At 70.9% G+C, this 19154-nt stretch carries 15 protein-coding genes; 7 read left to right on the forward strand and 8 right to left on the reverse strand.

Translation table 11 applies throughout. From position 1 onward, the window contains the following. Positions 1-398: 398 nt before the first annotated feature. Together ABZY45_RS09220 and ABZY45_RS09225 are read right to left on the reverse strand one after the other, a co-directional pair. Positions 399-818 carry a hypothetical protein gene (locus ABZY45_RS09220; protein ID WP_356737707.1) on the reverse strand — a complete coding sequence of 140 codons (420 nt, stop codon included), beginning with the start codon at positions 816-818 and terminating at the stop codon, positions 399-401. 468 nt (positions 819-1286) lie between these two features. Next, a complete protein-coding gene (locus tag ABZY45_RS09225) occupies positions 1287-1853 on the reverse strand; it encodes a Uma2 family endonuclease (protein ID WP_356737709.1) in 567 nt (188 codons plus the stop codon). A 188-nt stretch (positions 1854-2041) separates the two neighbouring features. Here ABZY45_RS09225 and ABZY45_RS09230 point away from each other — a divergent pair, with 188 nt between their 5' ends. After that, on the forward strand, positions 2042-4069 hold the full coding sequence (locus tag ABZY45_RS09230; RefSeq protein WP_356737711.1) for a thioredoxin domain-containing protein: 2028 nt from the start codon (positions 2042-2044) through the stop codon (positions 4067-4069). A 68-nt stretch (positions 4070-4137) separates the two neighbouring features. Here the strand turns inward: ABZY45_RS09230 and ABZY45_RS09235 are convergent, their stop codons facing one another. Beyond that, positions 4138-4821, reverse strand: coding sequence for a hemolysin III family protein (locus tag ABZY45_RS09235; protein ID WP_356737713.1), 684 nt, complete (start codon positions 4819-4821; stop codon positions 4138-4140). Positions 4822-5029: 208 nt separating this feature from the next. On the opposite strand from ABZY45_RS09235, the gene ABZY45_RS09240 reads away from it, so the two are divergent. Further along, positions 5030-6856, forward strand: a complete 1827-nt coding sequence (locus tag ABZY45_RS09240) for a phosphoenolpyruvate carboxykinase (GTP) (protein WP_356737715.1) — start codon at positions 5030-5032, stop codon at positions 6854-6856. A 269-nt stretch (positions 6857-7125) separates the two neighbouring features. Continuing rightward, positions 7126-8862, forward strand: coding sequence for an Ig-like domain repeat protein (locus tag ABZY45_RS09245; protein ID WP_356737717.1), 1737 nt, complete (start codon positions 7126-7128; stop codon positions 8860-8862). 143 nt (positions 8863-9005) lie between these two features. Here ABZY45_RS09245 and ABZY45_RS09250 read toward each other — a convergent pair whose 3' ends face one another. From ABZY45_RS09250 to ABZY45_RS09270, 5 genes are all read right to left on the reverse strand, one after another. Next, complete coding sequence (locus ABZY45_RS09250; RefSeq protein ID WP_356737719.1) at positions 9006-9404, reverse strand: hypothetical protein; 399 nt, start codon at positions 9402-9404, stop codon at positions 9006-9008. Positions 9405-9505: 101 nt separating this feature from the next. Next, complete coding sequence (locus ABZY45_RS09255; protein WP_145803703.1) at positions 9506-10717, reverse strand: pyridoxal phosphate-dependent aminotransferase; 1212 nt, start codon at positions 10715-10717, stop codon at positions 9506-9508. A 200-nt stretch (positions 10718-10917) separates the two neighbouring features. Further along, positions 10918-11748, reverse strand: coding sequence for an arylamine N-acetyltransferase (locus ABZY45_RS09260; RefSeq protein WP_356737721.1), 831 nt, complete (start codon positions 11746-11748; stop codon positions 10918-10920). 396 nt (positions 11749-12144) lie between these two features. Then, on the reverse strand, positions 12145-13770 hold the full coding sequence (locus ABZY45_RS09265) for a D-aminoacylase (protein ID WP_356737723.1): 1626 nt from the start codon (positions 13768-13770) through the stop codon (positions 12145-12147). Positions 13771-13808: 38 nt separating this feature from the next. Continuing rightward, the gene (locus ABZY45_RS09270) at positions 13809-15110 is read right to left on the reverse strand and encodes an alanine racemase (RefSeq protein WP_356737725.1); all 1302 of its coding nucleotides are present in this window, start codon (positions 15108-15110) and stop codon (positions 13809-13811) included. Between the two features lie 137 nt (positions 15111-15247). Here ABZY45_RS09270 and ABZY45_RS09275 point away from each other — a divergent pair, with 137 nt between their 5' ends. The 4 genes from ABZY45_RS09275 to ABZY45_RS09290 all read left to right on the forward strand — a co-directional run bounded on the left by ABZY45_RS09275 (position 15248) and on the right by ABZY45_RS09290 (position 19076). Then, complete coding sequence (locus ABZY45_RS09275; protein WP_356737727.1) at positions 15248-16303, forward strand: sugar kinase; 1056 nt, start codon at positions 15248-15250, stop codon at positions 16301-16303. Further along, on the forward strand, positions 16300-17058 hold the full coding sequence (locus tag ABZY45_RS09280; RefSeq protein ID WP_356737729.1) for an IclR family transcriptional regulator: 759 nt from the start codon (positions 16300-16302) through the stop codon (positions 17056-17058). The genes ABZY45_RS09275 and ABZY45_RS09280 overlap by 4 nt, the downstream gene beginning before the upstream one ends. A 6-nt stretch (positions 17059-17064) precedes the next feature. Next, positions 17065-17475 (forward strand): RidA family protein, encoded by a 411-nt coding sequence (locus ABZY45_RS09285; RefSeq protein WP_033297919.1) that lies wholly within the window; start codon positions 17065-17067, stop codon positions 17473-17475. Between the two features lie 128 nt (positions 17476-17603). Then, complete coding sequence (locus tag ABZY45_RS09290) at positions 17604-19076, forward strand: gluconate:H+ symporter (RefSeq protein ID WP_356737732.1); 1473 nt, start codon at positions 17604-17606, stop codon at positions 19074-19076. The last annotated feature ends 78 nt before the right edge of the window (positions 19077-19154 follow it).

Genomic DNA, 19154 nt, shown 5'->3' on the forward strand with positions numbered 1-19154 from the left:
TGTGGACCGTCCAGTGTCCTCGGTCCGGCGCTCCGGCGACAGGGAGTCCACGAGACTGCCCGTCGAACGGGGGGTGCCGGTGTACCGGCCCTGTACACCGGCACCCGGCGGCCAGGAACGGTGAGCCGTCCGCGTGTGGGCGGCTCACCGTTGTTCGACTCGTCCTCTCCTCAGCCGGCGCCGTACCGGAAGGCCAAGGATTCGCCGTGGGGGCGATGATCCCGCCCTTGCCCGTGCGGACGGGCACACCTTCGACGGGCTCCGCACCACCTGCCGGTGCTGCGAAAAATTCCTCGCCGCTGACGGTGCTGTCAACAACGCCGGCGGCCCCGTGAGGTGACTTCCACGAAAATCTTCGGCAGGGGCGCCCCACGAGGCTTCAGAACCTCACGGGTGGCCTACAGCGGAAATTCGCATTTCCACGGTGCGTCCAGTTCCTCGGGATCGACGCCTGCCCGGATGACAGCATCGTCGACATCGTCGAGCGATGAAACCGTCTCGTCGTGGACGATGGACGTGTTCCCGTCGTAGATGTCGTCGTCGTCGACCAGTAGATCGCGAAGCACTTCGAATGCTCGGACCCGGAATTCTCCGGACCGGAGCGGGATGATCCAGATCCAGGACTCGCTGTCCACGGAACCGGAAGCCCTCCGCGCGGCGAGATCCGATTTGGACATCAGAAGCCTGTTCTTCGCTTGAACTTGCATGTCAGCCGCCCCAGGCGATTCGAACAATTGGGCCGTCGAGAGTGTGTACCTGCAAGTGCGGGAGATCTCCGTCGCGGTTTCCGGCACCGTGACCGAGTACTCGACCATCATTTCCGAGTTGATCATCCCGGTGGTACGCCCCGCGCTTGGTTCCGTAGTATTGCTTCGTTCCAACTCGATCCATTCCGGAAGCGTTTCTGTAGCCAGTCCCTTGACATGTTCGGAGGAACAGCTGTTCCGCCTCGGAGCGGCTCTTCACCGTGACGCTTGTCGCACCATCGGCCAGAGCTTTGGCCGCCCTCGAAACACTTCCGCTCGACCACGGAATGCAACCGCCGGAATTGTGGACCAGGACCGGAGTCCCGCCCGCCAGCGCATAGTGCGTGTACTACGCGCCCCCTAGCTATCTGCGGATTCGCAGATAGCGGCGGCGGCCTGCCGATCCGGCGCGGGCTCGGCCCCGGCGGGAGGCGCGCTCCACGGCAGGCGGGCCGGACGGGACGACCGCCGGGTCACTACCTTCCGCCGCGCCGGTGTGTGCCACCGGCACCGGGAGACCGCAACTCGAGCGGGGTGCCGTCAGACAGTTCCCAGGTCCACGGTGACGGAGAACGGCGCGGCGGTCCTGATCGCGCCGGTGAACATCTCGCTGTCCCTGTATGCCTTGGTGGCGGGATCCAGAACGTAGGTGTAGACGATCGGGACCCCGGTGGCGGCCTGCTCGATGCGCCAGTAGAAGGGGATGGCCGCCTTGGCGTACTGATCCACCTTCACGATCCGGTCCGTGGTCTCCGAGCCGGGCGACACGACCTCGACGACCAGGAGTACGTGTTCCGGGCGGGTGGGTGTGAGGTCGATGGTGTCCGCACGGTAGACGGTGACGTCCGGGCGGCGGTTGGTGAGGGGAACGTCCTGCAAGCGGACGTCGAAGTCCGTGTCGGCGTTCCAGTCCGGGCCGGCGGCTGCGTCCAGGGCGTTGGCCAGGATCCGGGCCAACCGGTTGTGCCGCTCGGACGCACTCGGGCTCACGACGACCATTCCGTCCACGATCTCGATGCCGGCACACTGCTCCTCGGACCAGGAGTCGTACTGTTCCGCGCTGATCTGCGTATGCATCCACGCGGGCGCCACCAACTCAGCGGTCACGGTGTACCTCCTTCGAGGAGCTTGTGCTGCCGGAGCCAGCGTACTGTCCGCCGATGCCACGCCGCCCGGCATCCGAAGCGCCCCTCCGTCCCGCGTGTGCGTTCACGCACCGTCCCGCGTATCCGTTCACGCGCCGCCCCGGTGAGCCCGTCCCCCCGCCGCCGTCCTTGGTGCGCAAGGATTGGGGTATGGCCAACCGACTCGCGCAGACCACCTCCCCGTACCTCATCCAGCACGCCGACAACCCCGTCGACTGGTGGCCGTGGTCGCCCGAGGCGTTCGAGGAGGCCCGCCGCCGCGGCGTCCCCGTGCTGCTCAGCGTCGGGTACGCCAGCTGCCACTGGTGCCATGTGATGGCCCACGAGTCCTTCGAGGACACCACCGTCGCCGACTACCTCAACGCGCACTTCGTGCCGGTGAAGGTCGACCGCGAGGAGCGGCCCGACGTCGACGCCGTGTACATGGAGGCCGTGCAGGCCGCGACCGGTCAGGGCGGCTGGCCGATGACCGTCTTCCTGACCGCCGACGCCGAACCCTTCTACTTCGGCACGTACTTCCCGCCCGAGCCCCGTCACGGCATGCCCTCCTTCCAGCAGGTGCTGGAGGGGGTCGTGGCCGCCTGGACCGACCGGCGCGAGGAGGTCGCGGAGGTGGCCGGGCGCATCGTCCGGGACCTCGCCGGCCGCTCCCTGGCCGCCGGAGGGACGGAACTGCCGGGTGAAGCGGAGCTGGCGCAGGCCCTGCTGCGGCTGACCCGGGACTACGACGAGAAGCACGGCGGCTTCGGCGGCGCACCCAAGTTCCCCCCGTCCATGGTCATCGAGTTCCTGCTGCGCCACCACGCCCGTACGGGGGCCGAGGGCGCCCTGCAGATGGCCGCCGACAGCTGTGCGGCCATGGCGCACGGCGGGATCTACGACCAGCTCGGCGGCGGTTTCGCCCGCTACTCGGTGGACCGCGAGTGGGTCGTCCCGCACTTCGAGAAGATGCTGTACGACAACGCCCTGCTGTGCCGCGTCTACGCCCATCTGTGGCGGACCACCGGCTCGGACCTCGCCCGCCGGGTGGCCCTGGAGACCGCCGACTTCATGGTGCGCGAGCTGCGTACGGCCGAGGGCGGCTTCGCCTCCGCGCTGGACGCCGACAGCGAGGACGCGCAGGGGCGGCACGTCGAGGGCGCGTTCTACGTGTGGACCCCCGCGCAGCTGCGTGAGGTGCTGGGCGAGGAGGACGCGGCCTTCGCCGCCGGGTACTTCGGCGTCACCGAGGAGGGCACCTTCGAGGAGGGGGCGTCGGTCCTGCGGCTCGCCCGGAACGGGCAGGAACAGGACGCCGACCCGGCGCGGGTCGCCGATGTGCGGGCCCGTCTGCTGGCGGCGCGCGAGCTGCGCGCCCGCCCCGAGCGGGACGACAAGATCGTGGCCGCCTGGAACGGCCTGGCGATCGCGGCGCTGGCCGAGACCGGGGCGTACTTCGACCGTCCGGACCTCGTGGAGCGGGCCACCGAGGCCGCCGACCTGCTGGTACGCGTGCACATGGGCGATGTCGCCCGGCTCTGCCGCACGTCGAGGGACGGCCGGGCCGGGGACAACTCCGGGGTGCTGGAGGACTACGGCGACGTGGCCGAGGGCTTCCTCGCGCTCGCCTCGGTCACGGGCGAGGGGGTCTGGCTGGAGTTCGCGGGGTTCCTGCTGGACATCGTCCTCGCGCATTTCAGGGGCGAGCAGGGGGAGCTGTTCGACACCGCCGACGACGCGGAGCAGCTGATCCGGCGCCCCCAGGACCCCACCGACAGCGCCACCCCGGCCGGCTGGACCGCCGCCGCGGGCGCACTGCTCTCGTACGCCGCCCACACCGGCTCCGAGGCGCACCGTACGGCGGCCGAGGGAGCGCTCGGGATCGTCGCGGCGCTGGGCCCGAAGGCCCCCCGGTTCATCGGCTGGGGGCTGGCGGTCGCCGAAGCCCTGCTGGACGGGCCGCGCGAGATCGCCGTGGCGGGCCCGGTGGCCGGGGAGCTGCACCGCGCGGCGCTGCTGGGGTCGGCTCCCGGCGCCGTGGTCGCGGCGGGGGAGGGGCCGGACGCGGGGTCCGAGTTCCCCCTGCTGGTGGACCGGCCGCTGGTGGGCGGTGAGCCGACCGCCTACGTCTGCCGCCACTTCGTGTGCGAGGCGCCGACGACGGACGCGGGGGAGCTGGCCGTGAAGCTGGGCGGCTGACGCGAGCCGTACGGCGGAGGGCCCGGCCACCACGCACCACGGCCGGGCCCCACGCCGTACGGGACCGTTCAGTTCTGCTGGTAGGCGACCAGCGAGATGCCGATGTAGTGCGCGATGAACGCCGCCAGCGTCAGCGAGTGGAACACCTCGTGGAAGCCGAACCAGCGCGGTGACGGGTTCGGGCGCTTCAGGCCGTAGATGACGCCGCCCGCGCTGTAGAGCAGCCCGCCGACGACGACGAGGACCAGCACCGCGACGCCGCCGGTGCGCATGAAGTCCGGCAGGAAGAACACGGCGGCCCAGCCCATGGCGATGTAGCAGGGGGTGTAGAGCCAGCGGGGGGCGCCGACCCAGAAGACGCGGAAGGCGATACCGGCCGCCGCGGCGCTCCAGATCGCCCACATGAGCGGGCCACTGGTGGACTCGGGCAGCAGCAGGAGAGCGAGCGGTGTGTAGGTGCCCGCGATGATCAGGAAGATGTTCGCGTGGTCCAGCCTGCGGAGCACCGCCTCACCGCGCGGGCCCCACGTACCGCGGTGGTAGACCGCGCTCACGCCGAAGAGCAGGCAGGCGGTGAGTATGTAGACCGCGCAGGCGACCCGCGCGCGCGTGGTGTCCGCGAGGACGATGAGGGTGACTCCGGCGATCACCACCGCGGGGAACATCCCCGCGTGCAGCCAGCCCCGCATGCGTGGCTTCACGGGGACGGGGTCGGTGAGCTCGACGGGTCCGGACGTGGCGGCAGAAGTCATGTCCCGCATGCTACCTACGCTCCCGTAGGTAACCGATTCGAGTGGCGATGCTCACGTGTGCGGCCCTCTGGACATATGGGCAAGATGGTCGGATGATCAAATGAGTGCGGTCGGCACCGGATGAGCGCCAGGGGTAGTTGAAGGGGTAAGCATCCGGGTCGCAGCCCCCACGGGGCCTGACAACACACCCTCTCTACAAGGAGCGATCGTGGCGCGAGACATCGCGGCTCCCCTCACTGTTCCCACTCGGCACCAGGAGCTCGTCTCCTGGGTGGACGAGATCGCCGCTCTCACCCAGCCCGACCGTGTGGTCTGGTGCGACGGTTCCGAGGCCGAGTACGAGCGCCTGTGCGAGGAGCTCGTCGCCAAGGGCACCTTCACGAAGCTCGACCCGGTCAAGCGCCCGAACTCGTACTACGCCGCCTCCGACCCGAGCGATGTCGCCCGCGTCGAGGACCGCACCTACATCTGCTCCGAGAAGGAGCAGGACGCGGGCCCGACCAACCACTGGAAGGACCCCGCCGAGATGCGGGAGATCTTCGCCGGCGAGAAGGGCGTCTTCCGCGGCTCCATGCGCGGACGCACGATGTACGTCGTCCCGTTCTGCATGGGGCCCGTCGGCTCGCCGCTCTCCGCGATCGGCGTCGAGATCACCGACTCCGCGTACGTCGCCGTCTCGATGCGCACCATGACGCGTATGGGTCAGGCGGTCCTCGACGAACTCGGGACCGACGGCTTCTTCGTCAAGGCCGTCCACACCCTCGGTGCCCCTCTGGCCGAGGGCGAGGCGGACGTGCCGTGGCCCTGCAACTCCACGAAGTACATCTCGCACTTCCCCGAGGACCGCGAGATCTGGTCCTACGGCTCGGGCTACGGCGGCAACGCCCTGCTCGGCAAGAAGTGCTACGCGCTCCGCATCGCCTCCGTCATGGCCCGGGACGAGGGCTGGCTCGCCGAGCACATGCTGATCCTGAAGCTCACGCCGCCGCGCGGCGAGAGCAAGTACGTCGCCGCCGCCTTCCCGAGCGCCTGCGGCAAGACCAATCTCGCCATGCTGGAGCCCACGATCTCCGGCTGGACCGTCGAGACCATCGGCGACGACATCGCCTGGATGCGCTTCGGCGAGGACGGTCAGCTGTACGCGATCAACCCGGAGGCCGGTTTCTTCGGCGTCGCGCCCGGTACCGGTGAGCACACCAACGCCAACGCCATGAAGACGATGTGGGGCAACTCCGTCTTCACCAACGTGGCGCTCACCGACGACGGCGACGTGTGGTGGGAGGGCATGACAGAGGAGCTTCCCGCGCACCTCACGGACTGGAAGGGCAACGACTGGACCCCGGAGTCCGGCACGCCCGCCGCCCACCCCAACGCCCGCTTCACGGTGCCGGCCGGGCAGTGCCCGATCATCGCGCCGGAGTGGGAGGACCCGAAGGGCGTGCCGATCTCGGCGATCCTCTTCGGGGGCCGCCGCGCCTCCGCCGTCCCGCTGGTCACCGAGTCCTTCACCTGGCAGCACGGCGTCTTCCTCGGCGCCAACGTCGCCTCCGAGAAGACCGCCGCCGCCGAGGGCAAGGTCGGCGAGCTGCGCCGCGACCCGTTCGCCATGCTGCCGTTCTGCGGCTACAACATGGGCGACTACATGCAGCACTGGATCGACGTCGGCGCGGACAAGCCGGACCAGTCCAAGCTGCCGAAGATCTACTACGTCAACTGGTTCCGCAAGGACGAGGCCGGCAGGTTCGTGTGGCCCGGCTTCGGTGAGAACAGCCGCGTCCTGAAGTGGATCGTCGAGCGCCTGGAGGGCAAGGCCGAGGGTGTCGAGACGCCGATCGGCATCCTCCCGGCCAAGGGCTCCCTGGACACCGAGGGCCTGGACCTGTCCGAGGCCGACCTCGACTTCCTGCTCGACGTCGACAAGGAGGTCTGGCGCGAGGAGGCCGCGCTGATCCCCGGGCACCTCGAGACCTTCGGCGACCACGCGCCGAAGGAGCTGTGGGACGAATACCGCGCGCTGGTCCGCCGCCTGGGCTGATCCGGCCCCCCGTCCCCGTGGCGGGTCCCGTCGACAACCGCCCTGACCTGTGGGGGTCAGCGGCCCGCCGCGGTACGGCACCCGGAGCCCTGGGGCTCCGGGTGCCGCTTTTCTTCCCCGCAGGCCGCCGGAGGCGTGACGACGTCCTGAATGGGCGAGAACGTCCATACATCGCCGACAACTTGCGCACATAACCTTCACATCTGTTGCATGATGCCCACAGGAGCGCCCGGGGTTACGGGTGCCAACAACGCTGTGGGGGAACAAAGTTGAACAGGTCAGGGAAGGCGATACGCGGTGTCGCGACGCTCGCCGCGCTCGTACTCGGGGGCGCGGGCCTCACCGTGCTCGCCGCACCCGCCGCGTACGCGGCGGACGACGACGTGGCCAAGCTGCCCATCACGTCGTTCTCCAGCATGGTGGTCGACTCCGTGCACGAACGTGTCTACATCAGCGACGACACCCGGAGCCTGAACACCAAGTCCTCGGTGCTCGTCTACAACTTCGAGGGCCAGCGGGTGGCCACACTCGCGAGCTCGCAGGGCGCCGTGGGCGGCATGGCGCTCTCCACGGACAGCACGAAGCTCTTCGTGTCGGAGATGGGCCGGGTCGCCGCCTACGACACCGAGACATACGTGAAGTCCCTGCACACGTCGACCAGTTACTGGGGCGAGTGCGGGCGCCAGGTCGCCTACTCGGGCGGCAAGGTGTGGCACACCGAGACGCCGACGGCCAGCGGGTGCGACCAGTACCGGAGCTACCTCTACGGCAGCACCCTCGGCTCGCCCACCGCGACGGGCTGGGAGGGCACCGGGAAGCTCTACTTCGCGACCGCGGCCCAGGCTCCGGACACCCTGGTCATGGGCCAGACGCTGAGCACGGCCGGGACCGATCCCTACCTGACCACCTTCGACAGCAGCGGTGACACGCTGGTCCGGGGGCCGCAGCGCCGGTTCGCGGACAGCGAGGGGGCGGGCGGTCTCGACCTCAAGGACCTGGCGCTGTCCCCGAACGGCAACCGGATCGCGGTCGCCGACGCCGCCTACGGAACCCGGCTGCTGGAGGCGGCCGACCTGTCGGACGCCCCGGTGCCGTACGGGCCGCTGCCGGAAGGGGCCAAGGCGTCCGCCGTCGCCTTCAGCGGTGACGGCGAGTACGTCGCGCGGGGCGCTCAGGCGACCGGCTCGGCCCCGGACCTGCTGATCCAGAAGGCGGATCCGGAGGAGGGCACCTCGGCCCTCGAGTTCGCCTTCGAGGGCGAACTCGACGGTGCCCGCGTCGCCCCGCGCGGCCTCGGCTGGTCGAAGGACGCCTCCCGGCTCTTCGCCCTCACCACGAACGCCTCCGGCACGTCCTACTGGCTGCACGTGATCCAGCCCCCGGCCGCCCAGTACGACTCACGCTTCACCGGGGCGCTGTCCACCAGTCCCGGCACGCCCGTCGTCGGGGAACCGCTCGGCATCCGGGGCCGGCTCGAGCTCGACGGGCCCGCACCCGCGGAGCCCGTCAAGGTCTCGGCCGTACGCCATGACGCGAACGGCGACCGCAAGCTGGCGGCCGTGGAGGTCGCGGCGGACGGCACGTTCACCGTCCTCGACGTCCCCTCGCTGGTCGGCGAGGCCACGTACACCCTGTCCTTCCTGGGGGATGTGACCCATCGGCCGGCCGAGGACGTCACCCTCCCCGTGACGGTGGCCAAGGCGCCGACGGCCATCACGCTCACGGCTCCGGCGGAGACGACGAAGAACCAGAGCCTGGAGATCACCGGCACCCTGACCGGCCAGGGCCGGGCGCTGCCCTCGGGCATCACCCTGTCGGTGCAGCGAGCCGACAAGAAGGGCACCGGCGCCCTCACCTCCGCGGCGGTCGCCGCCGACGGCACGTTCACGATCAGGGATCTGGCGTCCGTCCGGGGTGAGGTCGTCTACACGGTCGCGTACGCCGGTGACGACCTGCACACCGCGTCGAGCGCCACAGTCACCGTGCGGGTCCGCGCCGCCGCCTGACGGCCGGCACGCGACCGCGTCCTGGCAGCGTGAGGCCCGCGAAGCCCTTCGGGGCGACGCGGGCCTTCTCCAGGGTGCGGACCCGCACCCGGCGCGTGTGTGGCACCCGGTCCACGCGTCTTCGCGACCGTGGACCGGGGCCGTCAGGGGGCGCCGACCAGATCGGTCCGCGCGGGGGTGCCCGACAGGGCGGCGGTGTGCGCGTCCATGGCCTCGGCCGCGAGGATCGCGACGGCCGTGTCGGCGCGGGACGCGGCCACCACGAGGGCCCGGCCCGCGAGGGCGTGGGCGCGACGGTGGAGAGCGTCGGGGGACGCGCCGCTGCTGCCGGCGTGCCGGGCGGGCGGTGCGGCGCGGAGCCGGGCGACCTGCTCGGCGATGCGGTCGCCGTCTGCGGTCAGCCCCAGCTCGTCGGTTACGGCGAGCAGGGCGGCGAGGTGAGCGGCGAGCTGGATGTCCAGTTCGTCCTCGCGGCTGCGGTGGGGGAAATCGGCGTCGTCGGCCGATGTGTGGACCGATTTGGTGCGGATCGGCTCGTACATGGATGGCCTCCTGGCGTTGCAGTAAGGTCATCCTATCTTAGATTCAGTCTAAAGTTGTGTCGGGTCCTGTGGGCCGTGCACAGGGCGCCGCCGGCCGGGGGTCACGGCTGGCTGTAGCCGTCCAGGAACTTCCCGATACGCGTCACCGCATCGGTCAGGTCCTTGGCCGGCGGCAGTGTGACCACGCGGAAGTGGTCGGGCTCCGGCCAGTTGAAGCCCGTGCCCTGCACCACCATGATCTTCTCGGCCCGCAGCAGGTCGAGGACCATCTGACGGTCGTCCTTGATCTTGAAGACCTTGGGGTCGAGCCTCGGGAAGAGATACAGCGCCCCTTTCGGCTTCACGCAGGTCACACCGGGGATCTGCGTCAGCAGGTCGTACGCGATGTCCCGCTGTTCCAGGATCCGCCCGCCCGGCAGCACCAGCTCGTTGATCGACTGCCGGCCGCCGAGCGCGGTGGCCACCGCGTGCTGCGCGGGCATGTTGGCGCACAGCCGCATGTTGGCGAGCACCGTCAGCCCCTCGATGTACGAGGAGGCGTGGGCCTTCGGGCCGCAGACCGCCATCCACCCGGAGCGGTAGCCCGCGATCCGGTAGTTCTTGGAGAGCCCGTTGAAGGTGAGGACCATCAGGTCGGGGGCGATCGCGGCGGTGGGCGTGTGCGTCGCACCGTCGTAGAGGATCCGGTCGTAGATCTCGTCGGAGCAGACGACCAGGTTGTGGCGGCGGGCGATCTCCGTCAGCCCGCGCAGCATCTCGTCGTCGTAGACCGCGCCCGTCGGATTGTTCGGGTTGATGATCACGAGCGCCTTGGTGCGGTCGGTGATCTTCCGCTCCAGGTCCGCGAGGTCGGGCATCCAGTCGGACTGCTCGTCGCAGCGGTAGTGCACGGCCGTGCCGCCGGCCAGCGAGACCGAGGCCGTCCACAGTGGGTAGTCCGGAGCGGGGACGAGTACCTCGTCGCCGTCGTCGAGCAGTGCCTGCATCGACATCTGGATCAGCTCGGACACGCCGTTGCCGAGGTAGATGTCCTCGACGCCGAGGTCGATCCCCTTGGTCTGGTAGTGCTGCATCACCGCGCGGCGCGCCGACAGCAGGCCCTTCGCGTCGCCGTAACCGTGCGCGCCCGAGAGGTTGCGCAGGATGTCCTCGAGGATCTCCGGCGGGCACTCGAACCCGAACGCGGCGGGATTGCCCGTGTTGAGCTTGAGGATGCGATGACCTGCCGCTTCGAGCCGCATGGCCTCTTCGAGCACGGGGCCGCGGATTTCGTAACAGACGCCGGAGAGCTTCGTGGACTGGATGACCTGCATGTCTGCGAGCTTACGACCGTGTTTCGCGCGGTGCTCCCGGTTTGCCTGCCCGTTGCTCCCTCCGGGGGTGTGCCACGGCCCGCCGGGACTTTCATCGCCATGCCGCCCCGGCCGCGGACCGTGGGAACGTCCGGTCCGGGCGGGGCCGCGGCTTGGAATGCGGGCGTGGGCGGCGGCGCCGGTGAGATGCGCCACCCTGGTCAGCCGGGCAGGACGGTCCCCTCCGGGAGGCGTACGCCGAAGTCCTCGGCGAGCACCCGCAGCACCTCGGCGTCGTCGCTCAGCTCCCGCTCCTCGACCGTGCCGTCGTCGGCCGTCTCCACCAGCGTCCGCCCGGACAGGGCGCGGTGCAGACCGGGCAGCGTGCGCTGGGCGTAGACCGCCTGCCGGAACGGGGAGCGCGGGTTCGTCGCGATGTGCCAGTTGATGACCTCGTAGTCCGGAGCCTCGAACGGTTCCAGGGTGAACTCGTACTGCGGCTCCCAGTAGCCGCCCTTGTCCGCCTGTAGCTCCCACATCTCCAGCGGGCCGTCGTGCGGGGCGTGCACGAGCCGGTGGCGGCGCGGGGTGTCGAGCAGTTCGGTGTCCACCACGAGCGGGATCGGCTCCAGCAGCGCGCCGTGCGAGCCGAAGCCGACGTCCGCCAGCCAGGAGGTGGGGCCGCCTTCGCCCTCTTCTTCGACGTCCACCTTCATCAGCATGTGCGTACGGGGCCGGACGTCGCCGGGGGCGGCGCCCAGGACCACTCGCGCGGTCAGCAGCGTGACGTGGAAGCCGAGCTGGGTCAGGGCGGCGGCCAGGAGGGTGTTGTGCTCGTAGCAGTAGCCGCCGCGCTCACTGCGTACGAGCTTCTTCTCCAGGTCCGGGAGCGCGAGGGACGGGGCGCTGCCGAGGAGGGGTTCCAGATTCTCGAACGGGATGCCCAGCATGTGGGCGCGGTGCACGGACCGCAGCACCTCCACGGTGGGCCGGCGGTCCGTGCTCCCCGCCCAGCCGATGCGGGCGAAGTAGGCGTCGAGGTCGAGTGTCATGTTCCGACAGTACGCAGACACCTCGGGGGTTTCCCAAATGCCGTCACGGCGCAGGAGTTACGGGGAACACGGCCCCCGTGCGCCCTGCGGAGTCCTGCCCGGAGGTCGGCAGGCGGTTGCCTCCCGCAGCCGTCCCGCAGTCGTCCTCCACACCTCGGCCCACCGGGGAACAGGCCGCCGGGCCGAGGGGTCAGGCGCGCGGGGGAACGGTGCGGTGACGCGCGCGGGAACGATCAGACCGCCCACTTCGAGCACCAGGGCGTGCACGCCGGCACCGTCGTGGAACCCAGCGTCGGATTCCTCCCGGCCGTCCTGACGTCCCAGTACGCCGACTCCGGCCCGGCCGGAGCCCGATGCCCGCCGCACGCCGAACCGGCTGACGCGCCGGCCCGGTCGTCAGCCCCTCGCGGCGCGTCCGCGTCCTCGTACCGCCCGGCCCGCCAGGGTGGAGGTTCGCCTGCCGTCCTCGATGACGAAACGCCCGTCGATCAGGACGTGCGGGATGCCGACCGGGAGGGTGCGCGGCTCGTCGAAGGTCGAGCCCGCCGCCACCGTGGCCGGATCGAAGAGGACCAGGTCCGCGCGGTAGCCCTCGCGGACGAGGCCGCGGTCCGGGAGGCGCAGACGGGCGGCCGGGCGGGAGGTGAGGTGGGCGACGCATTCCTCCAGCGAGAGGATGCCCAGCTCGCGCGCGTACCGGCCGAGGTACTGGGGGAACGTCCCGTACGCCCGGGGGTGCGGCTTGTCGCCCTGGAGGATGCCGTCGCTGCCACCGGTGTGCACCCGGTGGCGCATGATCTGCCGCACGTTCTCCTCATGGCCCACGTGCTGGAGGATCGTCGTGCCGAGCCGGTCCTCGGTGAGCAGCCGACGGGCCGTCACCCAGGGTTCCTCGCCGCGCAGCAGCGCGGACTCGGCCACCGTACGGCCGACGTGGTCCGACAGCTCCGGATTGCCGACGCCGGAGATCTCTATCGTGTCCCACTCGATCGGGACGCCGTGGCAGCCGTCGGACCCCAGGACCTCCATGTGGTGGCGGATCCGTTCGGCTGTCGTCTCGTCGGCGAGCCGGGTCAGGATCGACTCCGGACCGCCCTCGCTCGCCCAACTGGGCAGCATCGCCACGAGAGTCGTGCAGCCGGGCGTGTACGGATAGGTGTCCAGGGAGATGTCCGCGCCCCCCGCGAGGGCCTCGTCCAGGAGGGCGAGGAGTTCGGGGGCCTTGCCCTTGTTCACGCCGAAGTTCATCGTCGCGTGCGCGAGATGGAGGGCGCAGCCGGCGTCGCGGGTGAGCCGCACCATCTCCTCGTACGCCTGGACGGCCCCCGCCCCGTAGGACCGGTGGTGCGGGCAGTAGTAGCCGTCGTGGGCGGCCACCACCCGGCAGAGCTCGGTGAGTTCGGCGTCCTTCGCGTACATCCCCGGCGTGTAGGTCAGGCCCGAGGACATGCCGACCGCGCCCTCGGCCATGCCCTGGGCGACGAGCTCCTTCATGCGGTCCAGTTCGGCCTCGGTGGCGGGACGGTCGTCCCAGCCGACGGCGAGCATCCGGACCGTGCCCTGCGGGATGAGGTAGGCGGCGTTGACGGCGACGCCCTGGCCGCCGAAGTTGCGGTCGAGGCGGTCCAGGTAGCCGCCGACGGTGCGCCAGTCGAAGTCGATGTCGCTGCCGTCACCGTTCCACCCGGCGATGGAGCGGCGGACCTCGGCGAGTGTGCGGTCGTCGGCGGGGGCGTACGACAGACCGTCCTGGCCGAGGACCTCCAGTGTGACGCCCTGGGCGGCCTTCGCGCTGTGGTCCGGGTCGCGCAGCAGGGCGAGATCGCTGTGCGCGTGCATGTCGATGAAGCCCGGCGAGAGCGCGAGCCCGTCGGCGTCCAGGGTACGGGAGGCCGTCGGGCGGGGGCCGTCGCCCTCCTCGCGGATCTCGGTGATCCGGCCGTCCGTGATGCCCACGTCGGCGCGGTAGGAGGGGTTACCGGTGCCGTCGACGACGCGGGCGTCGCGGATGACCAGGTCCATGGGGGTGTCGCCTTTCGGGTGGTGAGGGCTCCGCCGGCTCAGAAGAAGGTGCGGATGTAGTCGGTGACCGTGCCGTCCGCCTCGACCAGCGGGATCAGCTGCCACTTGTCGAAGGAGGTGCAGGGGTGCGAGAGGCCCATGCCGAGCCAGTCGCCGACCTCCAGCTCGGCGTCCGCCTCCGTGCGCACCCAGCCGTGCTGGTCGGACAGCCCGCTGACGGTGATGCCGGTGGCCGGCCGCACCGAACCGTCGCGCGCGGAGCGGACGGCCTGCGCCTCGGGCAGGTCCAGGTCGTAGGCGGCGTCACGCTTGCCCGCGTTCACGAAGGCCTGCCCGGCGGTGGGGCGGGAGACGACCTGCGCCCAGAGCCGGAAGGCCGGTTGCAACGCACCCTCCTCGGGGATCCGGTTGAAGGGGGTGAGGTGGCGGTAGTGGCCGTCGTCGTGGCTGACGTACGCGCCGGAGCGCAGCAGCTTGAGGACGGGCCGGCTCAGCGCGGGGATCTCGGCGAACACGTCGGCGACGGCGTCGAACCACGCGCTTCCGCCCGCACTGACCAGGATCTCCTCGCCGTCGGCCAGCGATGTGAAACGGCCGGCGGCGTCGAAGTCGGCGGCGAGCGCGACGAGCCGTCGCAGCCACTCACGCACCCGCTCCGGGGTGGCGTCCGGCACCTCGCCCTCGTAACCGGCGACGCCCACCAGGCGCAGGGTGGACGTGGCGGCCACCGCGTCGGCGACCGCCGCGCAGTCGGCCTCCGTGCGGGCGCCGGTGCGGGCACCCTGGCCGGCGCCCAGCTCCACCACGACGTCGACGGGGCGCACCGCGCCCGCCGCTCGCAGGGCCTCGTCCATCAGCTCGACTCCGCGCACGGAGTCGACGTAACAGGCGAAGGTGAAGTCAGGGTCGGCGTCCAGCTCGCCGGCCAGCCAGCGCAGGGCCACCGCGTCGACGAGCTCGTTGGCCAGGAAGATCCGGCGGATGCCGTGGGCGCGGTACACCCGGGCCTGGTGGGGGACCGCCGCGGTGATGCCCCAGGCGCCGTGCTCCAGCTGGCGGGCGAAGAGCTGGGGGGACATCGACGTCTTGCCGTGCGGCGCGAAGGCCAGACCGTGCCGCTCCGCGTACGTCTCCAGGAGGACGAGGTTGGCCTCGACCGACTCGGCGGACAGGGCCAGCACGGGTGTGGTGAAGCCGCCCGTGAAGAGGTTGCGGCGCTCGGCGGCCAGGGCGCCGACGGTCAGCCCCTCGGCGTCGGGCGGCAGCGCCTTGAAGCGGTGGTCGACCACCTCGCCGGCGAGCGCCTTCGCGGACTGTTCGGCTGACTGCTGGGCGGCCAAGGGATCCTCCTCGGAGACTCGTCGTTGCATCATCTGCAACGACCATTGCGCATATCGCTCAAGGCTGTCTAACATCCGAGCCGATGCCGGGTCAATGGTGTGCACCGGCGCCCACGGCCGACCAAGAGGAGCCCAGAGTGTCCGGACACGCAGCCAGGACAGCCACAGCGGACGTCGTCTGCCTCGGTGAGTCCATGGTGACGTTCCTGCCCTCGCAGCCGGGCCGCCTCGCCGACGTCCCCTCCTTCAGCCGGGGTATCGGCGGCGCCGAGTCCAACGTCGCCTGTGCACTGGCCGCCGCCGGCCACCGGGCGGCCTGGGTCGGCCGGGTCGGCGCGGACGGATTCGGCGACCACCTCGTCGAGGCCATCGCCGGCTACGGCGTCGACACCTCCGCCGTACGCCGCGATCCGGACCGCCCCACCGGCATCTACTTCCGCACGGCGACGGACAGGGCCACCGACGCCCACGAGGTGGCGTACTACCGGGCCGGATCCGCCGCCTCGGCGATGTCCCCGCACAACGTCCCGTACGAGGACGTACTCGGCGGCCGTGTCCTGCACCTGTCGGGCATCACCGCCGCGCTCTCCGCCGACTGCCTGGCGCTCCTCGACGACCTCACGGCCCCCCGGGACAACCGCCCGCTGATCTCCTTCGACGTCAACCACCGGCCCGGCCTGTGGCGCGGTGGCGACGCCGGCCCCGGAGTACTGATCGGCCTCGCCCGGCGCAGCGACCTCGTCTTCGTGGGCGAGGACGAGGCGGAGGAGGCGTGGGGCCTCCACGGAGCCGAGGCGATCCGCGCCGCGCTTCCGGAGCCGGCCCACCTGGTCGTCAAGCGGGGAGCCGACGGCGTCACGGTCTTCTCGCGCGACGGCGCCCCGGCGCAGGACACCGTCACCGACGTCCCCTCCCTCCGCGTGGACGTCGTCGCCGCCGTCGGAGCCGGTGACGCCTTCGCCGCCGGGTTCCTCTCCGCCACCCTGCGCGACCTGCCCGTACGCGACCGGGCCCGGCACGGCCACCTCATGGCCGCGGCCGTCCTCACCGTCCCCGGCGACCTCACGGGCCCCCCGCCCCGCGCCCACGCCGACCGGCTGGCGGCCCTGGACGACGAGGCCTGGGGCACACTTCGTCTCGGCCCCGGCTGGACAGCCGCCGCAGGGGCGAACGAGGAGGTACGAGTCACATGAGCCAGACCGTCGACCGCGCGCTGAGCATCCTGCCGCTGCTCGCCCAGGGCCCCGCCGACCTCGGCCAGGTCGCCGAGCGGCTCGGCGTCCACAAGTCCACGGCGCTGCGCCTGCTCCGCACGCTCCACGAGCACGGACTCGTCTACCGCCAGGAGGACCAGCGATACCGCCTCGGCGCGCGTCTCTTCGCCCTCGCGCAGGAGGCCGTCGAGAACCTCGACGTGCGCGAGATCGCCCACAGCCACCTCGTCGCGCTCAACGAGCAGTGCGGTCACACCGTCCACCTCGCGGTGTACGAGGAGAACGAGGTCCTCTACATCGACAAGGTCGAGAGCCGCTACCCCGTGCGCATGTACTCGCGGATCGGTAAACCCGTCGCGATCACCGTCGCCGCGGTCGCCAAGCTGCTCCTGGCCGACCTCACCGAGCCCGAGCGGCGCGTGATCGCCGAACGGCTCGACTACCCCATGTACACGTCCCGTTCGGTCCCGAACGCCGGCGCCTTCCTCAAGGAGCTCGCCGTCGTACGCGAACAGGGCTGGGCCACCGACCTCGGCGGCCACGAGGAGTCCATCAACTGCGTCGGTGCCCCCATCAGGGGCGCGGACGGGCGGGTCGTCGCCGCCATGTCGGTCTCCGCACCGAACGTGGTCGTCACGGCCGAGGAACTCCTCACCCTGCTCCCCCTGGTGCGACGCACCGCGGACACCATCAGCCGGGAGTACTCCGGCACCACCCCCACCAAGAAAGCCTGAACCGCCATGACCGAGAAGACCGCCCTCACCCCCAGCACCCACACCGCCCCGCCCGCCAAGTTCTCGCACGGCGTGAAGAAGGGGAACATCCTCCAGGTCGCCGGTCAGGTCGGCTTCCTGCCCGCGGTCGAGGGCCAGGCGCCCACCCCGGCGGGTCCGACGCTCCGCGAGCAGACCCTTCAGACCTTCGCCAACGTCAAGGCGATCCTGGAGGAGGGCGGCGCGAGCTGGGACGACGTGATGATGATGCGCGTCTACCTCACGGACGTCGACCACTTCGCCGAGATGAACGCGATCTACAACGAGTACTTCGAGGAGCAGGGACTCAAGGCCCCCGCCTCCGCACGTACGACGGTGTACGTCGGCCTGCCCAAGGGGCTGCTCATCGAGATCGACGCCCTCGCCGTCCTCGGCTGACGGGCTGATCCCCGCACCACCCGCCCCACCCCCGAACCGGCACGGCGCCCCACCCCCTTCCCCGAGGGGCGCCGTGCCGCGCTCCTCCCTGCCCCGAAGGGCCCCGTCACCAACGGAGTTGACCGCACATGCTGCTCGCCGCCGCCCCCGCCGCCGAGGCGCCACCCCACACCGGTGGTCTGCTCCTCCTCATCGGCGGCACCCCCGGTCTGCTGACCGTCGCCGCCCTGGGCATCGCGCTCCTGCTCTTCCTGATCATCAAGGTCCGGCTGCAGCCGTTCGTCGCCCTGCTCGCCGTCTCCATAGCCGTCGGCCTCGGTGCCGGTCTCTCCGTCACCGAACTCTTCGGCACGGTCCAGAAGTCGGCCGCCGTCTCGGTCATCGAGTCCGGCATGGGCGGCATCCTCGGTCACGTCGCGATCATCATCGGGCTCGGCACGATGCTCGGCGCGATCCTGGAGGTCTCCGGCGGAGCGGAAGTGCTCAGCGCCCGCCTGCTCAACCTCTTCGGCGAGAAGCGCGCCCCGCTGGCCATGGGCCTCACCGGTCTGATCTTCGGCATCCCGGTCTTCTTCGACGTCGGCATCTTCGTCCTCGCGCCGATCGTCTACGCCGCCGCCAAGCGCTCGGGCAAGTCGATCGTCCTGTACGCGATGCCGCTGCTGGCCGGTCTCTCGATGACCCACGCGTTCCTGCCCCCGCACCCCGGACCGGTCGCCGCCGCGGGCCTCTTCAACGTCTCCCTGGGCTGGGTCATCCTGATGGGCGCCGTCGTCGGCATCCCGTCCGTGCTCGCCGCCTGGGCGTACGCGTCCTGGATCGGCAAGCGCGTCTTCGTCGACGTACCCCAGGACATGGTGGAGGCGGCCGAGGAGTCCAAGGCCGCCGTGGTCGCCGAGCAGCGCGCGGCCGGGGTCACCCCGCACGAGAAGCCCGTCCCGCTCGGTACCGTGCTCGCGATCATCGGCACTCCGCTGGTGCTGATCCTCGCCGCGACGTTCTCGTCCATCGCCCTGGACCCCTCCACCCTGCGCTCGGTCGTCGAGTTCTTCGGCAACCCGTTCGTCGCGCTGACGATCGCCCTGCTCCTCGCCTACTACCTGCTGGGCATCCGCCGGGGATGGTCCCGCAAGTCCCTCGAATCGGTCTCCACGTCCTCGCTCAAGCCGGTCGGCAACATCCTGCTGGTCGTCGGTGCGGGCGGGATCTTCGGCGCCGTGCTGAAGGGCAGCGGCATCGCCGACGCGCTCGCCGACACCTTCAACGACGTCGGCCTGCCGGTCATCCTGCTCGCCTGGCTGATCTCCGTCGTCCTGCGGGTCGCGCAGGGCTCGGCGACCGTCGCGATCGTCACCACGGCGGGCATCGTCGTCCCGCTCGTCGAGGGCCAGGACATGTCGCAGGCGCACCTCGCGCTGATCATCATGGCGATCTCCGCGGGATCGATCTTCGCCTCCCACGTCAACGACGGCGGCTTCTGGATGGTGTCGAAGTACTTCGGCATATCCGAGCGCGACACCCTCAAGACCTGGACGGTCCTGGAGACCGTGCTCTCGGTCGCCGGGTTCGTGGTCGCGGCGGCGCTCAGCCTGGTGATCTAGCGCCTCCGCCGGCACCGGGCCCGGACCACCGGCTCAGGGCCCGGGTCACCGACTCCGCTCCGGGGCCGGGGATCCGGG

The sequence above is a fragment of the Streptomyces sp. NPDC006516 genome (assembly GCF_040611875.1).
Classification (GTDB): domain Bacteria; phylum Actinomycetota; class Actinomycetes; order Streptomycetales; family Streptomycetaceae; genus Streptomyces.